The 16110-nt window shown below is 70.4% G+C and carries 18 protein-coding genes and 1 tRNA gene; 5 read left to right on the top strand and 14 right to left on the bottom strand.

The window, feature by feature from the left end:
* Positions 1-70: 70 nt before the first annotated feature.
* Both DEJ46_RS19130 and DEJ46_RS19125 read left to right on the top strand, forming a co-directional pair.
* Complete coding sequence (locus DEJ46_RS19130) at positions 71-1591, top strand: MFS transporter (RefSeq protein ID WP_150268047.1); 1521 nt, start codon at positions 71-73, stop codon at positions 1589-1591.
* Positions 1592-1626: 35 nt separating this feature from the next.
* Complete coding sequence (locus DEJ46_RS19125; RefSeq protein ID WP_150268045.1) at positions 1627-2415, top strand: TetR/AcrR family transcriptional regulator; 789 nt, start codon at positions 1627-1629, stop codon at positions 2413-2415.
* Between the two features lie 78 nt (positions 2416-2493).
* Here DEJ46_RS19125 and DEJ46_RS19120 read toward each other — a convergent pair whose 3' ends face one another.
* A complete protein-coding gene (locus tag DEJ46_RS19120) occupies positions 2494-4101 on the bottom strand; it encodes an MDR family MFS transporter (protein WP_150268044.1) in 1608 nt (535 codons plus the stop codon).
* Between the two features lie 15 nt (positions 4102-4116).
* The gene (locus tag DEJ46_RS19115) at positions 4117-4560 is read right to left on the bottom strand and encodes a MarR family winged helix-turn-helix transcriptional regulator (RefSeq protein ID WP_150268042.1); all 444 of its coding nucleotides are present in this window, start codon (positions 4558-4560) and stop codon (positions 4117-4119) included.
* A 178-nt stretch (positions 4561-4738) separates the two neighbouring features.
* Here DEJ46_RS19115 and DEJ46_RS19110 point away from each other — a divergent pair, with 178 nt between their 5' ends.
* Positions 4739-5050 carry a hypothetical protein gene (locus tag DEJ46_RS19110; RefSeq protein ID WP_150268040.1) on the top strand — a complete coding sequence of 104 codons (312 nt, stop codon included), beginning with the start codon at positions 4739-4741 and terminating at the stop codon, positions 5048-5050.
* Positions 5051-5182: 132 nt separating this feature from the next.
* On the opposite strand, the gene DEJ46_RS19105 is transcribed toward DEJ46_RS19110, so the two are convergent.
* From DEJ46_RS19105 to DEJ46_RS19070, 9 genes are all read right to left on the bottom strand, one after another.
* Entirely contained in the window at positions 5183-6049 is an 867-nt protein-coding gene (locus DEJ46_RS19105; RefSeq protein WP_223834785.1) for a hypothetical protein, read from the bottom strand.
* 50 nt (positions 6050-6099) lie between these two features.
* On the bottom strand, positions 6100-7068 hold the full coding sequence (locus DEJ46_RS19100; protein ID WP_150274560.1) for an RNA polymerase sigma factor SigF: 969 nt from the start codon (positions 7066-7068) through the stop codon (positions 6100-6102).
* Between the two features lie 235 nt (positions 7069-7303).
* A complete protein-coding gene (locus DEJ46_RS19095) occupies positions 7304-8149 on the bottom strand; it encodes an RNA polymerase sigma factor SigF (RefSeq protein WP_150268038.1) in 846 nt (281 codons plus the stop codon).
* A gap of 222 nt (positions 8150-8371) precedes the next feature.
* On the bottom strand, positions 8372-8665 hold the full coding sequence (locus DEJ46_RS19090) for a Dabb family protein (protein WP_055642352.1): 294 nt from the start codon (positions 8663-8665) through the stop codon (positions 8372-8374).
* Positions 8666-8674: 9 nt separating this feature from the next.
* Entirely contained in the window at positions 8675-8839 is a 165-nt protein-coding gene (locus DEJ46_RS39200; protein ID WP_190622747.1) for a hypothetical protein, read from the bottom strand.
* Between the two features lie 410 nt (positions 8840-9249).
* Positions 9250-9334, bottom strand: a tRNA-Ser gene (locus tag DEJ46_RS19085).
* 67 nt (positions 9335-9401) lie between these two features.
* Positions 9402-9986 carry a tRNA adenosine(34) deaminase TadA gene (gene tadA / locus DEJ46_RS19080; protein ID WP_411757765.1) on the bottom strand — a complete coding sequence of 195 codons (585 nt, stop codon included), beginning with the start codon at positions 9984-9986 and terminating at the stop codon, positions 9402-9404.
* A complete protein-coding gene (locus tag DEJ46_RS19075; RefSeq protein WP_150268036.1) occupies positions 9986-10522 on the bottom strand; it encodes a hypothetical protein in 537 nt (178 codons plus the stop codon). Before DEJ46_RS19075 ends, tadA begins: the two co-directional genes overlap by 1 nt.
* Positions 10523-10726: 204 nt before the next feature.
* On the bottom strand, positions 10727-10936 hold the full coding sequence (locus DEJ46_RS19070; protein ID WP_055646140.1) for a hypothetical protein: 210 nt from the start codon (positions 10934-10936) through the stop codon (positions 10727-10729).
* A 92-nt stretch (positions 10937-11028) separates the two neighbouring features.
* Between DEJ46_RS19070 and upp the strand changes: the two genes are divergently transcribed.
* Positions 11029-11664 carry a uracil phosphoribosyltransferase gene (gene upp / locus DEJ46_RS19065; RefSeq protein WP_150268034.1) on the top strand — a complete coding sequence of 212 codons (636 nt, stop codon included), beginning with the start codon at positions 11029-11031 and terminating at the stop codon, positions 11662-11664.
* Between the two features lie 26 nt (positions 11665-11690).
* Here the strand turns inward: upp and DEJ46_RS19060 are convergent, their stop codons facing one another.
* Positions 11691-12320, bottom strand: a complete 630-nt coding sequence (locus tag DEJ46_RS19060) for a LytR C-terminal domain-containing protein (protein ID WP_150268032.1) — start codon at positions 12318-12320, stop codon at positions 11691-11693.
* Between the two features lie 104 nt (positions 12321-12424).
* A complete protein-coding gene (locus DEJ46_RS19055; RefSeq protein ID WP_055642348.1) occupies positions 12425-12721 on the bottom strand; it encodes a type II toxin-antitoxin system VapB family antitoxin in 297 nt (98 codons plus the stop codon).
* Between the two features lie 97 nt (positions 12722-12818).
* Here DEJ46_RS19055 and DEJ46_RS19050 point away from each other — a divergent pair, with 97 nt between their 5' ends.
* Complete coding sequence (locus DEJ46_RS19050) at positions 12819-14417, top strand: helicase HerA-like domain-containing protein (RefSeq protein ID WP_150268030.1); 1599 nt, start codon at positions 12819-12821, stop codon at positions 14415-14417.
* Positions 14418-14449: 32 nt separating this feature from the next.
* Here the strand turns inward: DEJ46_RS19050 and DEJ46_RS19045 are convergent, their stop codons facing one another.
* Entirely contained in the window at positions 14450-16003 is a 1554-nt protein-coding gene (locus DEJ46_RS19045) for a M28 family metallopeptidase (RefSeq protein ID WP_150268028.1), read from the bottom strand.
* Between the last annotated feature and the right edge of the window lie 107 nt (positions 16004-16110).

Here is a 16110-nt window from a genome sequence, read left to right as displayed (position 1 = left end):
ATACAGCGTACGAGGATCCTTGTACGGTGTACGAGACCAAGTCCCGTACACCGTACAAGGAGTCCTGCCCATGGCGGCGTCGACTGCCCCGGCCGCGCCCGCCGGCGGCCACCCTCAGCGCTGGCTGATCCTCGGCGTCATCTGCCTGGCCCAGCTGACCGTGCTGCTCGACAACACCGTGCTCAGCGTCGCGATCCCCTCGCTGACCTCCGAGCTCGACGCGACCACCACCGACATCCAGTGGATGATCAACGCGTACTCGCTCGTCCAGTCCGGCCTGCTGCTCAGCGCGGGCAACGCCGCCGACCGCTACGGCCGCAAGAAGCTCCTCGCCGCCGGGCTCGCGCTCTTCGGCCTCGGTTCGCTCGCCGCCGGCCTCGCCGACTCGACCACCCAGCTCATCGCCGCCCGCGCGGGCATGGGCGTCGGCGGCGCGCTCCTCATGACCACCACCCTCGCCGTCGTCATGCAGATCTTCGACGACTCCGAGCGGGTCAAGGCCATCGCGCTCTGGGCCACCGTCGGCTCGCTCGGCTTCGCCGCCGGACCGCTGATCGGCGGTGTCATCATCGAGCACTTCTGGTGGGGAATGATCTTCCTCGTCAACATCCCGGTGGCGGTGGTCGGCTTCGTCGCCGTCCTCAAGCTCGTACCGGAGTCGAAGAACCCGCAGGGCGCCCGCCCCGACCTGCTCGGCGCGCTGCTCTCCACGATCGGCATGACCGCCGCCGTGTACGCGATCATCACCGGCCCTGAGCACGGCTGGACCTCCGCCGAGGTGCTGGTCCCGGCCGCGATCGGCATCGCCGTCCTGGCCGCCTTCGCCCTGTGGGAGCTGCGGACCCCGTACCCGATGCTCGACATGCACTTCTTCCGCAACCAGAAGTTCGTGGGCGCGGTCGCCGGAGCGATCCTGGTCATGTTCGGCATGGGCGGCTCGCTCTTCCTGCTCACCCAGCACCTGCAGTTCGTCCTCGGCTACGAGCCGCTCGAAGCCGGTCTCCGTATGGCGCCGCTCGCGCTGACCGTGGTGGCGCTCAACCTCACGGGTGTCGGCCCGCGGATCGTGATGAAGCTCGGCACCCCGGTCACCGTGGCCGTCGGCATGACGCTGGTGGCGGCCGGGCTCGGCTCGATCGCGCTGATCGGCGGCGGCACCGAGGGCACGTACTGGGGCATGCTGCTCGGCCTGGTCCTGATGGGCACCGGCCTCGCCGTCTCCAACCCCGCCATGGCCAACGCGATCATGAGCTCGATTCCGCCGGAGAAGGCGGGCGTCGGTGCCGGCGTCAACGGCACCCTCGCCGAGTTCGGCAATGGTCTGGGCGTCGCCGTCCTCGGAGCCGTGCTCAACGCCCGCTTCGCCGCCCTGGTCGCCGTCACCGCGACCTCGCTTCCGGCCGCCCTCGCCGCCGCGGGCAGCGAGGCCGAGCGCCAGGAGATCTCCGACGCCTTCGCCGCCGGCCTCCAGACCAGCCAGCTGGTCGGCGCGATCGCCGTGTTCGCCGGCGGACTGCTCGCCGCGGCCCTCCTCAGGCGGGCCGAGCGGACGGAGAAGGCACTGGCCACCGAGCAGCCGATCGCTGCCTAGCATGGTGACGGACCGCTGACAGACGGAGGAACGCGATGGTCAAGGCAGCCGATCGGGCCAAGAACCCGGCGCGTTCCAGCGTCTGGCTGGAGGAGAGGGCCGCCCGCAGCGGCGGCGGCCCGGCCGGCCTCGACCGGGACCGGATCGTCACCACCTCGATCCGGATGCTCGACGAGGAGGGCCTCGCCAAGCTGTCGATGCGCAAGCTCGCGACCGAGCTCGGCGTCACGGCCATGTCCCTCTACTGGTACGTGGACACCAAGGACGACATCATCGAGTTCGCCATGGACAGCGTCTACGGCGAGGTCGACCTGGCGGCCGTCGACGCCGCCGGCGACTGGCGGGAGCGGATCCGCGTGCTCGCCCTGGAGTACCGGCGGATGCTGGTCCGGCACGCGTGGATGTCGCCGAGCACGTGCCAGTACCTGAACATCGGCCCGAAGGCCATCGCCGTCGGCCAGAAGATCCACGAGTCGATCCGGGACACCGGCCTGTCGCTGGAGCGCCAGCCGAGCGCGATGTCGGCGGTCTTCCAGTTCGTGTACGGCTACGGGACGATCGAGTCCCAGTTCGGCCGGCGCGCGGCGGACGTCGGGATGTCACAGGACGAGTTCTACGTGGACTCGATCAAGGCGTTCCGGGACGACCCGCAGTTCCGGACGCAGGCCGAGGGCATGAAGGAGATCCTCGACGAGCGGGCCTCGCACGGCAGCGTCAGCGCCATCTGGGACCGCGACTTCGCCTACGCCCTGGACGTTCTGGTCGCCGGCATCGAGGTCATGGTCGCGCGTGAGGCCGAGGCGGCGCGCGACACGGAGAAATGACGGAGCGGCGGGCCGTCCCCTGCCCGCCGCTCCGTACCCGACCCGGCCGCGCCTCCGCTCGAAGCGCGGCCGGGAGTCTTACGCGTCGGCCTTCGCGTCGGCCTCCACCGCGCTGCTCTTCAGGGCGACCTCCTTGATGAACAGGGTCACCACGAAGGCGAGCAGCGCGAACGGCGCCGAGTAGAGGAAGACGTCGCCGACACCGTGTCCGTACGCGCTCTCCATGACCGTACGGATCGGGCCCGGCAGCTTGTCCATGTCCGGGATCCCGCCGCCCGAGCCGCTCTGGCCCATCGCGGCCGCGGCCTTCGGACCGAGCTCGGCCATGCCCTCCTTGACGTAGTCCGTGACCCGGTGGGCCATGACCGCGCCCAGCGCCGAGACGCCGACCGCACCGCCGAGGGAGCGGAAGAAGGTGACGACGGAGGAGGCGGCGCCGAGGTCGGCGGGGTCCACCTGGTTCTGGGTGCAGAGCACGAGGTTCTGCATCATCATGCCGAGGCCGAGGCCGAGGACCGCCATGAAGACCGCGATGTGCCAGTACGTCGTGTCGTAGCGGATCGTGCCGAGCATCCCGAGCCCGCCGGCGGCCAGGGCGCCACCGCTGACCAGCCACGCCTTCCACCTGCCGGTCTTCGTGATGATCAGGCCGGAGACGGTGGAGGAGAGGAACAGGCCCGCGATCATCGGGATGGTGAGGACGCCGGACATCGTCGGCGACTCGTTCCGCGCGAGCTGGAAGTACTGGCTGAAGAAGACCGTGCCGGCGAACATCGCGACACCCACGAAGAGCGAGGCGAGCGAGGCCAGGGTGATCGTGCGGTTGCGGAAGAGGCGGAGCGGGATGATCGGCTCGCTCGCCCTCGACTCGACGAGCACGAAGATCCCGCCGAGCGCGATCGAACCGAGCACCATGACGGCGGTCTGCCAGGACATCCAGTCGTACTTGTCGCCCGCGAAGGTGACCCAGACGAGGAGCAGGGAGACGGCGGCGCTGATGAAGAAGGCGCCCGCCCAGTCGACCTTGACCTGGCGCTTCACGACGGGGAGGTTCAGGGTCTTCTGCAGGACGATCAGCGCGATGATCGCGAAGGGCACGCCCACGTAGAAGCACCAGCGCCAGCCGAGCCAGTCGGTGTCGGTGATGACGCCGCCGAGCAGCGGGCCGCCGACGGTGGCGACGGCGAAGGTCGCGCCGAGGTAGCCGCTGTAGCGGCCGCGCTCACGCGGGGCGATCATCGCGGCCAGGATGATCTGGGAGAGGGCGGTCAGACCGCCGACGCCGATGCCCTGGACGACACGGCAGGCGATGAGCATGCCGGTGCTCTGCGAGAGGCCGGCGACGACCGAGCCCGCGACGTAGATGACCAGGGCTGTCTGGACGAGCAGCTTCTTGGAGAAGAGGTCGGCCAGCTTGCCCCAGAGCGGGGTCGTCGCGGTCATCGCGAGGAGGGCGGCCGTGACCACCCAGGTGTAGGCGGACTGGCCGCCGCCCAGGTCGGTGATGATCTGCGGGAGGGCGTTGGAGACGATCGTCGAGGACAGGATGGCGACGAACATGCCGAGCAGCAGGCCGGAAAGCGCCTCCATGATCTGCCGGTGCGTCATCGGGGCGCCGGTGGCGGTGGTGTCCCCCGGTCGGGCACTCCCGCCGCGCACACCGGTGGCAGGTGTGGTGGTTGCCATCAACTTCCTTCGTTCTCAAGCGTGGTGGGCCCGGCAGTCCCCGAAGGAGTCGCGGAGGCGGGCGAGCAGGTCGGTGAGCAGTTCGACGTCGTCGTCGGACCAGTCGGCGAGCGTGCGGGCGAGCATGTCCGTCAGCCGTCGGTCGAGGACGGCGAGCATGGACTCGCCCGCGGTGGTCAGGTGCAGGATGCGGGAGCGCTTGTCGGCGGGGTCGGGCAGTCGCTCGACCCAGCCGCGGTCCACGGTGTGGGCCACGTGGCGGCTGCTGACCGACATGTCGACGGCCATCAGTTCGGAGACGCGGCCGATCCGCATGTCCCCGTGGTGGTGGAGCAGGGCGAGGACGACGGCGGACCCGCCGGGGCATTCGGCGGGCAGGGTGCGTGCGAGTCCACGCTTCACCGCTCCGATCGCGCTCACCTGGCGGGCGAGGTTCTCGTAGCGCCTGTCTCTGTCCATCGGACCCATCGGACACTCCATGGATGTTGTTGCTTAGGGCAACGATAGAGATGGATGGTTGCTTCAGGCAAACTAAATCGGTCAAACGGCGCTAAAGAATCGGCAAAGGGCGGTCGGGGCGGAGGGGGAGGGCCACGGGCTTGGGCCGCCCACCCGGACTTCGCTAGGGTCCTGGCTCATGGCACACAACCCCCAAGCACCGTACGGCCAGGGCCAGGGCCCTCAGGGTTACGGCCCCCAGGGCCAGGGTCCTCAGGGCTACGGCCCCCAGAACCCGCAGGGTTACGCCCCCCAGGGGCAGGCCCCCGAGGGCGCCTACGACCCCGCCGGCAGCACGCAGATGTTCCGCGCCTTCGTCGACGAGGCTCCGCAGCAGCGCCAGCCGCAGACCGCGGCCCCCGCGTCGGCCGGGCCGCGCGTCGGCCTGATCGTCGGCGTCGTCGCGGTGATCGCCATCCTGGCGGCCGTCGCCTGGCTCGCCCTGGGCTGACCGCCCGTCCCTACAGCAGCACCCCGGTGGGCCGGGTCCGCTTCAGGCGGACCCGGCCCACCGTCGTTTCCCGGCCCACCGTTGTCATCGGTCCGTTTCCCGGCCCACCGTTGTCATCGGTCTGCTTCCCGGTCATTGCCAGTCGGCGGTGACCCGCTGGGTGTCGATCCGCATGCCCAGCGGCACCCGCCAGGAGTCCACGCACACGGTGTACGTCTGTGTCCGTGACGTCGCCGCGGCGATCGGGGCGGGCAGGGGCTGGCTGGAGGTGATCGTCGCCCAGTGGACACCGAGGGCGCCGATGATGTGCGTGGCGAAGGTGGCCGTGCCCGAACGGGCCGCCGTGCCACCGGTGTTGCGGAAGGTGACGGTCACCCGCTCGCACCAGCGCCGGTCGCCGTCGGCGAGGACGGGCGAGGAGACGGTCAGCAAGGCGGGTGCGGGCGTCGTCGCCGGGGGCGTGGGGGAGGGCGTCGGGGCCGGTGTCGTGGGCGGCGCGGACGACGGGCCGGGGCCGCCGGTGCCGGGGGCGGGTGCGGTGGTGGGGGTACGGGGCGGGGTGCCGTCGCCGGAGCCCGGAGCCGTACCGGAGGTGGAGGAACCGCCGCCGGGGCCGGGGCCGGAGCCGGAGCCAGGGCCGGGGCCGCCGGGTGCGGAGGTCGCCGGAGCCGTACCCGGACGCGTACCGGAAGAGCCCGGGTCGCCCGGGTCGCCCGGCGCGTCGGAGAGCGGGGGCGTGGGGGAGAGCCCCCCACCCGCACCCGACCATGACGGCGTCGGTGCCGGTGACGAGGTGCTGGAGGTCGTCCCGCTCGCCGTGGGGTCGTCCAGGGGGACCAGAGTGACCGCGCCGGAGGGGGTGACCGCGCCCTTCGGGGAAGGGCCGGCGCCGACCGCCGCGTACCCCTCGCCGTCTCCTCCGCCACCGCAGGCGGTCAGCGCTCCGCCGAGGCAGAGCGCCACCGCCACGAGTCCCGGTCCCGGCTTCCTTCGCCTCATGGGCTCAAGTGTGACTGACGGATCGTCAGTAGGACCGAGCTTTCGGCAAGTCAGTCGGAGATGAGGCCCTCGCGCAGCTGGGCGAGCGTGCGGGTGAGCAGCCGCGAGACGTGCATCTGGGAGATGCCGACCTCTTCGCCGATCTGCGACTGGGTCATGTTGGCGAAGAAGCGCAGCATGATGATCTGCCGCTCCCTGGGCGGGAGTTTGGCGAGCAGCGGCTTGAGGGACTCGCGGTACTCGACGCCTTCGAGGGCGGTGTCCTCGTAGCCCAGGCGGTCGGCGAGCGAGCCCTCGCCGCCGTCGTCCTCGGGCGAGGGGGAGTCGAGGGACGAGGCCGTGTAGGCGTTGCCGACGGCGAGGCCGTCGACGACGTCCTCCTCCGACACCCCGAGCACGGCGGCGAGTTCGGGCACGGTGGGGGAGCGGTCGAGCTTCTGCGCGAGCTCGTCGCTGGCCTTGGTGAGGGCGAGCCGCAGCTCCTGGAGCCGGCGCGGCACGCGCACGGACCACGAGGTGTCGCGGAAGAAGCGCTTGATCTCGCCGACGACCGTGGGCATGGCGAACGTCGGGAACTCCACGCCCCGTTCGCAGTCGAAGCGGTCGATCGCCTTGATCAGGCCGATGGTGCCGACCTGGACGATGTCCTCCATCGGCTCGTTGCGGGAGCGGAAGCGGGCCGCCGCGTACCGCACGAGGGGGAGGTTGAGCTCGATGAGGGTGTCGCGGACGTAGGTCCGCTCCGGGCTGTCGGCGGCGGCGCCTTCGGTGTCGAGGGCGCGCAGGCGCAGGAACAGGGAGCGCGAGAGGGTGCGCGTGTCGAGGGCGCCGGAGGTGGCGGGCAGCGGCGGAGCCGTGGTCGCCACGGTGTCGACGGCGCTCGCCGTGACGTTCTCCGCCACGACGATCTCCGCGGAGCTCCCCGCGGAGCTTTCGGCCGCGGTCGGAGCCGTCGTCTGCGTGGGCACGGGAACGGGCGTGAGCGTGAGCACCTTCGAGCTGCCCAGTTCTGTGGACATGCCACCCCCTTGAGGTCGCGGACGGTCGCGGTGGCCGCGACCATCTGAGGAACGCAGCCTCCACCTGAATACCGGCGGCGGGGCTGCGGCAAACTCGGTTCCAGCAGAATGTCACATGTCGGCAACACGCTGTAGTGACTTGTCGACAAGCAGACGGTGCATTTCCGCAGGAAACAAGGGGTGTACGGCATTTGGGGTGCCGCAGAACTGCTCCGAACCGGTCTACCCGTTCCGGTTACGCCTCGATTCTGTTTGCGGATCTCAAACGTGCGAAGCTGCGGGCGAGGAGCCTTGACACATGCATCTGCGAGACGCCGAGCTCCTGGCTGATCTGAGACTGGGTCAGGTTGCTGTAGTAGCGCAGCATCAGGATCCGCTGCTCGCGCTCGGGCAGTTGGACGAGCAGGTGCCGGACGAGGTCGCGGTGCTCCACGCCGGCGAGCGCGGGGTCCTCGTAGCCGAGCCGGTCGAGCAGTCCGGGCAGCCCGTCGCCCTCCTGTGCGGCCTCCAGTGAGGTCGCGTGGTACGACCGTCCGGCCTCGATGCAGGCGAGCACCTCGTCCTCGCCGATCCGCAGCCGCTCGGCGATCTCCGCGGTCGTGGGGGAGCGTCCGTGGGCCGTCGTGAGGTCCTCCGTGGCGCCGTTCACCTGGACCCACAGCTCGTGCAGTCTGCGCGGCACGTGCACGGTCCGGACGTTGTCGCGGAAGTACCGCTTGATCTCGCCGACGACCGTCGGCATGGCGAAGGTCGGGAACTGCACGCCCCGGTCGGGGTCGAAGCGGTCGATGGCGTTGATCAGGCCGATGGTGCCGACCTGGACGACGTCCTCCATCGGCTCGTTGCGGGAGCGGAAGCGGGCCGCCGCGTACCGCACGAGCGGCAGGTTGGCCTCGATGAGGGCCCCGCGCACCCGGTGGTGCTCCGGAGTGCCCGGTTCCAGGTGCTTGAGCTGCCCGAAGAGCACCTGCGTGAGGGCGCGGGTGTCGGCGCCGCGGGTGCTCTGGGGGCGGGGGCGCGGGGGCTCCGCCCCACCTGCCTCGTGCTGGGGCGGGACCTGAGGCGCTGTACTGGCCGGCACGTTCACGCCACCCCTTTGGCTGGTCTTGCTGGTCGACTGGGTCAACAACGGTCAACTCATCCGTCAAAAGCGGTCATAGCATCACAAGACATGTCCACTGTGTGCAAGCACCGTATAGCCACGTGTTGAGGGCATGTTGGAGCAAAAGGGGAGGCCAGAACCCCGCGAGGCCCCCCACCATGACGGTGGGGGGCCTCGCCGGCGTGAATGCTCCGGGTGTGGCTAGAACGCGTAGTCCGCGATCACCCAGGTGGCGAACTCGCGCCACTGGGCGACGCCCGCCTGGTGGGCGGGGTGCTCCAGGTAGCGCTGGAGGGCGTCCTTGTCCTCAACGGCGGAGTTGATCGCGAAGTCGTACGCGATCGGCCGGTCGGTGATGTTCCAGTCGCACTCCCAGAACCTCAGCTCCGGGATCTGCTCGCCGAGCGCGCGGAAGGCCTCGACGCCGGCGACGACGCGCGGCTCGTCGCGCTCGACTCCCTCGTTGAGCTTGAAGAGGACCAGATGGCGGATCACGAAGGGCTCCTAGTTGATGAGTTCGGTCATGAACTCGCCGACACCCTGGGCGGCGCTGGAAATGCCCTCGAACCCTACCTGGACGAGATCGGCCGCTCTGGAGGGGGACGTGACGATCGTGTACAGCACAAAGACCACGATCGCGTACAGCGCGACCTTCTTCGCTTGCACCACTGCTCTGCCCTCCCCTGTCCCCCGCCGTACGACCGCGCCACTCTAACCGAGCCTTTATGGACCAAGGACCCGGAGATCGAGGCCTTTTGCCGCCCCCCGGAAGAGTGACGGGCGAGCAGGATGGATGTCGAGCCCGGAGGATCTGGCAGGAATCCGAAGGGCTTGTCGGAACCGGCCCGCACTGCGGGGTCCGCGCCGTGAGCTTCCCCCCTGACCGCGGCGCAGGCTTGTAGGACCGGTTCTCATCGGGGGGAGCGGCTTGTCCCCCCGATGCCGTTCCCCCCGTCCTACGGAGAAGGCCCCGGCCCACGCCACGAGCGCGGACCGGGGCCTTTCCCGTACGCGGCCACGACAGGACCGGAGATAAGCCGAAGGGCCCGGTGCCAATGCACCGGGCCCTTCGATCGAAGCGGTAGCGGAGGGATTTGAACCCTCGGTGAGTTTCCCCACACTCGCTTTCGAGGCGAGCTCCTTCGGCCGCTCGGACACGCTACCGAGAGAGAGCTTAGCCGAAGTTGGCGCTGCGATGAAATCCGTATCCCCGACGAGGTCAGCGGGGGTGTCAGCGGGTGCGGAAGAAGGCCGTCAGCTGCTCCGCGCACTCCTCGCCGAGCACGCCGTGGATCACCTCGGGGCGGTGGTTCAGCCGCCGGTCCCGTACGAGGTCCCAGAGCGAGCCCGCCGCGCCCGCCTTCTCGTCGAGCGCGCCGAACACCACCCGCTCGACGCGCGACTGGACGAGGGCGCCCGCGCACATCACGCACGGCTCCAGGGTGACGACGAGCGTGCAGCCCGTCAGGCGCCACTCCCCGGTCGCCGCGGCCGCCCGTCGCAGGGCGAGGACCTCGGCGTGCGCGGTCGGGTCGCCGACCGCCTCCCGCTCGTTGTGCGCGCGGGCGAGGACCTCGCCGTCCGGGCCGAGCACGACCGCGCCGACCGGTACGTCACCGGCGGGCGCGGCCGCGTCGGCCTCGGCGAGCGCGAGCCGCATGGCATCCCGCCAGGGATCCCGTACGGGGTCGGGGACGGGGTTCCGTACGGGGTCGGGCGCGCGGTCCCGTACGGGCTCGGGCTGGGGTACGGGACCGGCCACGGGGTCGGGTACGGGACCGGCCACGGGGTCGGGTGCGGGTACGGCGTGCGGCACTAGCGGACGGCCTCCAGGACCTCCGCGGCGCCCAGCGCGTCCGCGATCACCGACAGCGCGTCGCTGTCGAGCGCCCGGAGCTCGCGCTCCGAGAGTCCGAGGTCCGCGAGGACCAGCACGTCGCCCACGGGTGCGGACGGCACGAGCTCGGCCGCGACTCCGCCCGGCTCGTCGGCATCGTCGGCATCGTCGGCGAGGGGTTCCCCGTCCTCCGTGCCGTCCAGGTCCAGCGACTCCAGCTCGTCGAGCTCGGCGTCGAGGTCGTCGCCGAGGATCTCCCGGGTGAGGATCTCCCCGTACGAGGAACGGGCGGCGGCGGCGCCGTCCGAGACGTAGATCCGAGGGTCTTCCTCACCCTCGATCCGCACGATCCCGAACCACGCGTCCTCCTGCTCGATGTAGACGATCACCGTGTCGTCGTCCGAGGCCTCACGGGCGAGCTCGGCCAGATCCGACAGGGTCTCCACGTCGTCGAGCTCCGTGTCGCTCGCTTCCCACCCGTCTTCGGTGCGCGCGAGCAGTGCGGCGAAGTACACCTGACTCTCTCCCACTGATCAGAGGTGTGACGTTCCGGCGGTGCGCTCCTGATGCCCCGCCCAATCGGCATCGTGACAGAAACAGCGCGTTCAGGAGAGGTCTTCGGCTCTTGCGTCGTGCATCAGTCTGAAGGGCACCGCCATCGGGCGGGCGTGCGACCCCGGCGCACACAGGGGGCGCACGGCGGGCCGCGCCCGGCGGTCTCACCAGCGGAACGTCCGCATGCGCATGGCCTGGCGCATCCGGGCGGCCCGGGCGCGTCGCGGCTGCACGCGCTCGCGCAGCGCCTTGGCCTCGTTCAGCTCGCGGAGGAACTGGGCGCGGCGCCTGCGGCGCTCCGCGTCGGTCTCCGGTGCCGGCCGGTCGGCCGCCCCCTCGGCGGCTTCCTCGGCCGGTTCTTCCAGGTCGGGCATCGGCCACACCACCCCATCGCTGGGTCCCTGTGCCCCCACTTTCCCCCAGCGGCGTGGGTCGACGCCAGTGCGCGGCGGGCTACTGTTGAGTCATGCGTCTCCACGTCGTCGACCACCCTCTGGTCGCCCACAAGCTCACCACCCTGCGCGACAAGCGCACGGACTCCGCGACCTTCCGCCGTCTCGCCGACGAGCTGGTCACCCTGCTCGCCTACGAGGCCACCAGGGACGTCCGGACCGAGCAGGTCGACATCGAGACCCCTGTCACCCCGACGACCGGTGTGAAGCTCTCGTACCCGCGTCCGCTGGTGGTCCCGATCCTGCGCGCCGGGCTGGGCATGCTCGACGGCATGGTCCGCCTGCTCCCGACGGCCGAGGTCGGCTTCCTGGGCATGATCCGCAACGAGGAGACGCTGGAGGCGTCGACCTACGCCACGCGGATGCCGGAGGACCTCTCGGGGCGCCAGGTGTACGTCCTGGACCCGATGCTGGCCACCGGCGGCACGCTGGTCGCGGCGATCCAGGAGCTGATCAAGCGCGGCGCCGACGACGTGACCGCGGTCGTGCTCCTCGCCGCCCCGGAGGGCGTCGAGATCATGGAGCGCGAGCTCGCGGGCACCCCGGTGACCGTCGTGACGGCCTCGGTCGACGAGCGGCTCAACGAGAACGGCTACATCGTCCCGGGCCTGGGCGACGCGGGCGACCGCATGTACGGCTCTGCCGAATAACTCACGCAGCCGGCTCCGCCGAGTAGTCAGCACTTCCCGGTCGGTACGGGCGCGGGCCTGGTCAGGGCGACCAGGGCCGCGTCCGCCGCTGTTTTCGGGGTCAGCGTCTTGAACGCCGTCCCGATGATCAGGTCCACGTCCGCCGTGCCCCGGGTGTCCGTCTTGGTCGTGGCGCCCTTGAGCTGGGTGCCGAGGACCGGGAAGGCGCCCTTGGTGGCCGTGGGCGCGCCGAGCAGCAGCCCCGCGCCGGGGACCTTCTTGTCGAAGGCGGCGGGCGCGTTCCCCACCTTGCCGACCTTGAAGCCGCGCTTCTTGAGCTCGTCGGCGGTCGTCTTGGCGAGTCCGCTGCGCGGGGTCGCGTTGTAGACGTTGACCGTGATCTGGCCGGGCTTCGGAAGGGCGGCCACGGGCGGGGTCGTCGCCTTGGGCGCGGGTTTGCAGTCCGCCTGCTTCCCGGCGGTCGTCTTCTTGCCCTCGTCGCCGGAGAAGACGTCGACGAGCTGGAGTGTGCCCCAGCCGGCCGCGCCGAGCACGACCACGGAGGCCGCGGCCGCGAGGATGATCCTGCGCCGGCGGTGGGGGCGGCGCATGCGCGGGTAGACATCCCCCGTGATGCGGTACTTTCCGCCCATTCCGGGGGGTGTGAGCATGCTCATGAACGCAGCGTAATACCGCCCGTCGGCGATGCCTACTTGATGATCATGTGATCGCGTCCGGATGGGGGCGAACTGACCCCGAAAGGGTCAGTGGCGGTGGAACGTCAGTCGAGTTCCAGCACGCGGGCGTGCAGCACCTGGCGCTGCTGCAGTGCCGCGCGGACGGCGCGGTGCAGTCCGTCCTCGAGGTAGAGATCGCCGCGCCACTTCACGACGTGCGCGAAGAGGTCGCCGTAGAAGGTGGAGTCCTCGGCGAGCAGCGTCTCCAGATCCAGCTGGCCCTTGGTGGTCACCAGCTGGTCGAGGCGGACCGGGCGCGGCGCGACGTCCGCCCACTGCCGGGTGCTTTCCCGGCCGTGGTCGGGATACGGCTTTCCGTTTCCGATGCGCTTGAAGATCACACGGAAAGCCTACCGGGCGAGCGGCTCCCGGCGCAGCCACGCAAGGCCGGTGGGATGCTGGTGCGAACCGTGACAAAAGCGAAATCAAGGTGTCGTCATGAGCGTCAGTGAGCAGAGCGCACAGCCGCCCACCCCCCTTGCGGGGCCCGCCGCCGAGATCGCCGCCGGGTACGCCTTCGACGGTGCCGCACTCGAACTGGGGGCGCTCCTCTGGGACGGCGCCTGTCACCCGGACGCGCCGGTCCGCATCCCGCTGCCGATGCTCAACCGCCACGGTCTGGTCGCCGGAGCCACCGGCACCGGCAAGACGAAGACGCTCCAGCTGATCGCGGAGCAGCTCTCGGCGCACGGTGTGCCGGTCTTCCTCGCCGACATCAAGGGCGACGTCTCCGGGATCTCGGCCCCCGGGGAGGACGGCGAGAGGGTGCGGGAGCGGGCCGCGCAGGTCGGCCAGGAGTGGCGGGGTACGGGCTTCCCCTGCGAGTTCTACGGACTCGGGGGCATCGGCCCGGGCATCCCGGTGCGCTCCACGGTGACCGGCTTCGGTCCCGTACTCCTCTCCAAGGTGCTCCGGCTCAACCAGACGCAGGAGCAGTCGCTCGGCCTGATCTTCCACTACGCCGACTCCAAGGGGCTCGAACTGGTCGACCTCAAGGACCTGCGGGCGGTGGTGGCCTTCCTGGTCTCGGACCCCGGGAAGGCCGAACTGAAGGGGATCGGCGGGCTGTCGACGGTGACGGCCGGGGTGATCCTGCGGTCGATCACGGCCTTCGAGCAGCAGGGCGCGGGGGACTTCTTCGGGGAGCCGGAGTTCGACACGTCGGAGTTCCTGCGGACGGCGGCGGACGGACGGGGGACCGTCTCGGTCCTGGAGCTGCCGGCCGTGCAGGACAAGCCGCAGCTCTTCTCGACCTTTCTGATGTGGATGCTCGCGGACCTCTACAACGACCTTCCGGAGGCCGGCGACCTGGAGAAGCCGAAGCTGGTCTTCTTCTTCGACGAGGCGCATCTGCTGTTCAACGGGGCGTCGAAGGCCTTCCTGGAGTCGATCACGCAGACGGTCCGGCTGATCCGCTCCAAGGGTGTCGGCGTCTTCTTCGTGACGCAGACCCCGAAGGACGTCCCCTCGGACGTGCTCGGCCAGCTCGGCAACCGGGTGCAGCACGCGCTGCGCGTCTTCACCCCGGACGACGCCAAGGCGCTCAAGGCGACCGTGCGGACCTTCCCGAAGTCGCCGTACGACCTGGAGGAGGTGCTCACCGGGCTCGGTACGGGCGAGGCGGTGATCACCGTACTCAGCGAGAAGGGCGCCCCGACCCCGGTGGCGGCGACCCGGCTGCGGGCGCCGGAGTCGCTGATGGGCCCGATCGACGCCGCCGCGCTGGACGCGGCGGTGAAGGCGTCGCCGCTGTACGGGCGGTACGCGCAGGCGGTGGACCGGGAGTCGGCGTACGAGAAGCTGACGGCCGAGCAGCTGGCGGCGGAGGCGGCGGCCCTGGAGGCGGCTGCGGCGAAGGAGGCCGCGAAGGCGCAGGCGCAGGACGGAGCGAGGGCTCCCCGACAGAAGGAGGAGCCCTCGCTCGCCGAACAGGTGGTGGGCAGCGGGATCTTCACGTCCCTGGCGCGGTCGATCGGCACCCAGCTGGGCCGGGAGATCAGCCGCTCGATCTTCGGTACTGCCCGCCGTAAGAGGTGACCGCGATCGTGACCGTGACCGCTGCCGGGCGGTTACTCGGTGACCTCGTGGTGGTCGTTGTGCAGGCCGCCGCCGCTGCTCTCGCCACCCGAGGTCGGGACGGAGACGACCGGCTTGCGCAGGGAGGAGATGTCGTGGGCGTAGGTGCCCACGGCGTTGGCGATGACGTCGATGTTCGCGTCGAAGGCCGTCATGTTGACGTTCTTCAGGTCGTCGCCCTTGGCGTGGTAGTTCACGTCGTACGCGACACCCGCCTCGCCGCCGAACTTGGCTGCCTGGGCAGCGGTCTTGATGCCCTCGGCGCCGGTGAAGGTGCCGCCGGAGGGGATGCCGACCGCGATGAACGGGCCGTAGTCGGAGCGGCCGGAGAAGTCGGTGCCCTCGTGCGGGAGGCCGCGCTTGTCCATGAAGTCGGTGATGTCGCGCTCCAGCTGGGCGGAGCCCTCGGGGCCGGCGCCCTCGCCGACGTTGTCCGAGTTGTCGCCGTCGTACACGAACAGGCCGTAGTTCGGCGAGGCGATCATGTCGAAGTTGAGGTAGAGCTTGATCTCCTTCTTGGAGAGCTCCGAGAGGGTGTCCACGTAGTGCTCGGAGCCGAGGAGGCCGTTCTCCTCCGCGGACCACCAGGCGAAGCGGACCTTGTTGCGGACCTTGTCCTTCGACTCGGCGAGCTCCAGGGCGGCCTGGAGGAGACCGGCGGAGCCCGAGCCGTTGTCGTTGATGCCGGGGCCGGCGGTGACGGAGTCGAGGTGCGAGCCGAGCATCACGGTGTTGGCGGCGTTGCCGCCCTTGGTCTCCGCGATGACGTTGTTGGTGGTGCGCTGCTCCTGGAGCTGGCGGATCTCCAGGGAGAGGGTGACCGGGCCGTTGGCGAGGTCGGCGGCGAGCTGCTGGCCCTCGGCCAGGGTGAGACCGCCGGTGGGGATCTTCCCGGAGGCCGCGTCGCCGAGGGTGCCGGACAGGACGCCGGGGACGTTGTTGTAGATCGCGGCGGCGGCGGCACCGGCCGCGGCGGCGTTCTGCTGCTTGATCGCGAAGGAGCAGCCACCGCGCTTGATCAGCGCGATCTTGCCGGTGAAGGTGCCGGAGGCGAAGTCGCCCGGCTCGCAGCCGGTGGTGCCGTCGGCGTCGACGGGGACGGCCACGAGGCCGGCGTTGATGCCGCCGATCGGGGTGGACTTGGTGTACGTCATCGCCTTGATGTCGAGGGCCCGGGGGGCGGGGCTGACGACGGAAGCCTTCTCGGCGAGTGTCTGCGTGTACCAGAACTGGAACTTCTGGTAGGTGACGGCGTAGCCGGCCTTCTTGAGCTGCGTGTACACGTACGCGGCGGAGGCGTCGTGTCCGAGCGTGCCGGCCGCGCGGTGGCCGCCGGCCGAGTCGGCTATCGCCTGGAACTTCTGCAGGTGCTTGTAGGCGCCCTGGCCGGAGGTTTCGCGGACCAGCTTCTTCGCCAGCTTGGCGGCGTCGCGGGCCGGCGCGGCCGCGGGGTCCTGGCCGGCGGTGGCGGGAGAGGCGATGACCAGCGGGGTGGCGAGGGCGGCGGCGGCCAGAATGGCTGCGGCACGGCGCTGGGTTGCGTTCACAGAAGTCCTTCCCGGTACGGACGAGGTTGAGGGGAAGTTAGCGATCTCGGGGGGGTTCTGTGAACAGGTTCTGCGTAATTCCTCTCGCCTTGAGCAGGATTGACATC

It is taken from the genome of Streptomyces venezuelae (genome assembly GCF_008642375.1).
GTDB classification, from domain to species: Bacteria; Actinomycetota; Actinomycetes; order Streptomycetales; family Streptomycetaceae; genus Streptomyces; species Streptomyces venezuelae_G.
This window is presented reverse-complemented; position numbering and strand designations above follow the sequence as displayed.

Bases quoted from the DNA above. Each gene is read 5' to 3' on its own strand.
- DEJ46_RS19130 (WP_150268047.1), top strand. From the start codon at position 71: ATGGCGGCGTCGACTGCCCCGGCCGCGCCCGCCGGCGGCCACCCTCAG.
- DEJ46_RS19110 (WP_150268040.1), top strand. From the start codon at position 4,739: ATGGCACACAACCCCCAAGCACCGTACGGCCAGGGCCAGGGCCCTCAG.
- DEJ46_RS19070 (WP_055646140.1), bottom strand. From the start codon at position 10,936: ATGCCCGACCTGGAAGAACCGGCCGAGGAAGCCGCCGAGGGGGCGGCC.
- DEJ46_RS19125 (WP_150268045.1), top strand. From the start codon at position 1,627: ATGGTCAAGGCAGCCGATCGGGCCAAGAACCCGGCGCGTTCCAGCGTC.
- DEJ46_RS19120 (WP_150268044.1), bottom strand. From the start codon at position 4,101: ATGGCAACCACCACACCTGCCACCGGTGTGCGCGGCGGGAGTGCCCGA.
- DEJ46_RS19060 (WP_150268032.1), bottom strand. From the start codon at position 12,320: ATGAGCATGCTCACACCCCCCGGAATGGGCGGAAAGTACCGCATCACG.
- DEJ46_RS19115 (WP_150268042.1), bottom strand. From the start codon at position 4,560: ATGGACAGAGACAGGCGCTACGAGAACCTCGCCCGCCAGGTGAGCGCG.
- DEJ46_RS19050 (WP_150268030.1), top strand. From the start codon at position 12,819: ATGAGCGTCAGTGAGCAGAGCGCACAGCCGCCCACCCCCCTTGCGGGG.
- DEJ46_RS19105 (WP_223834785.1), bottom strand. From the start codon at position 6,049: ATGAGGCGAAGGAAGCCGGGACCGGGACTCGTGGCGGTGGCGCTCTGC.
- DEJ46_RS19100 (WP_150274560.1), bottom strand. From the start codon at position 7,068: ATGTCCACAGAACTGGGCAGCTCGAAGGTGCTCACGCTCACGCCCGTT.
- upp (WP_150268034.1), top strand. From the start codon at position 11,029: ATGCGTCTCCACGTCGTCGACCACCCTCTGGTCGCCCACAAGCTCACC.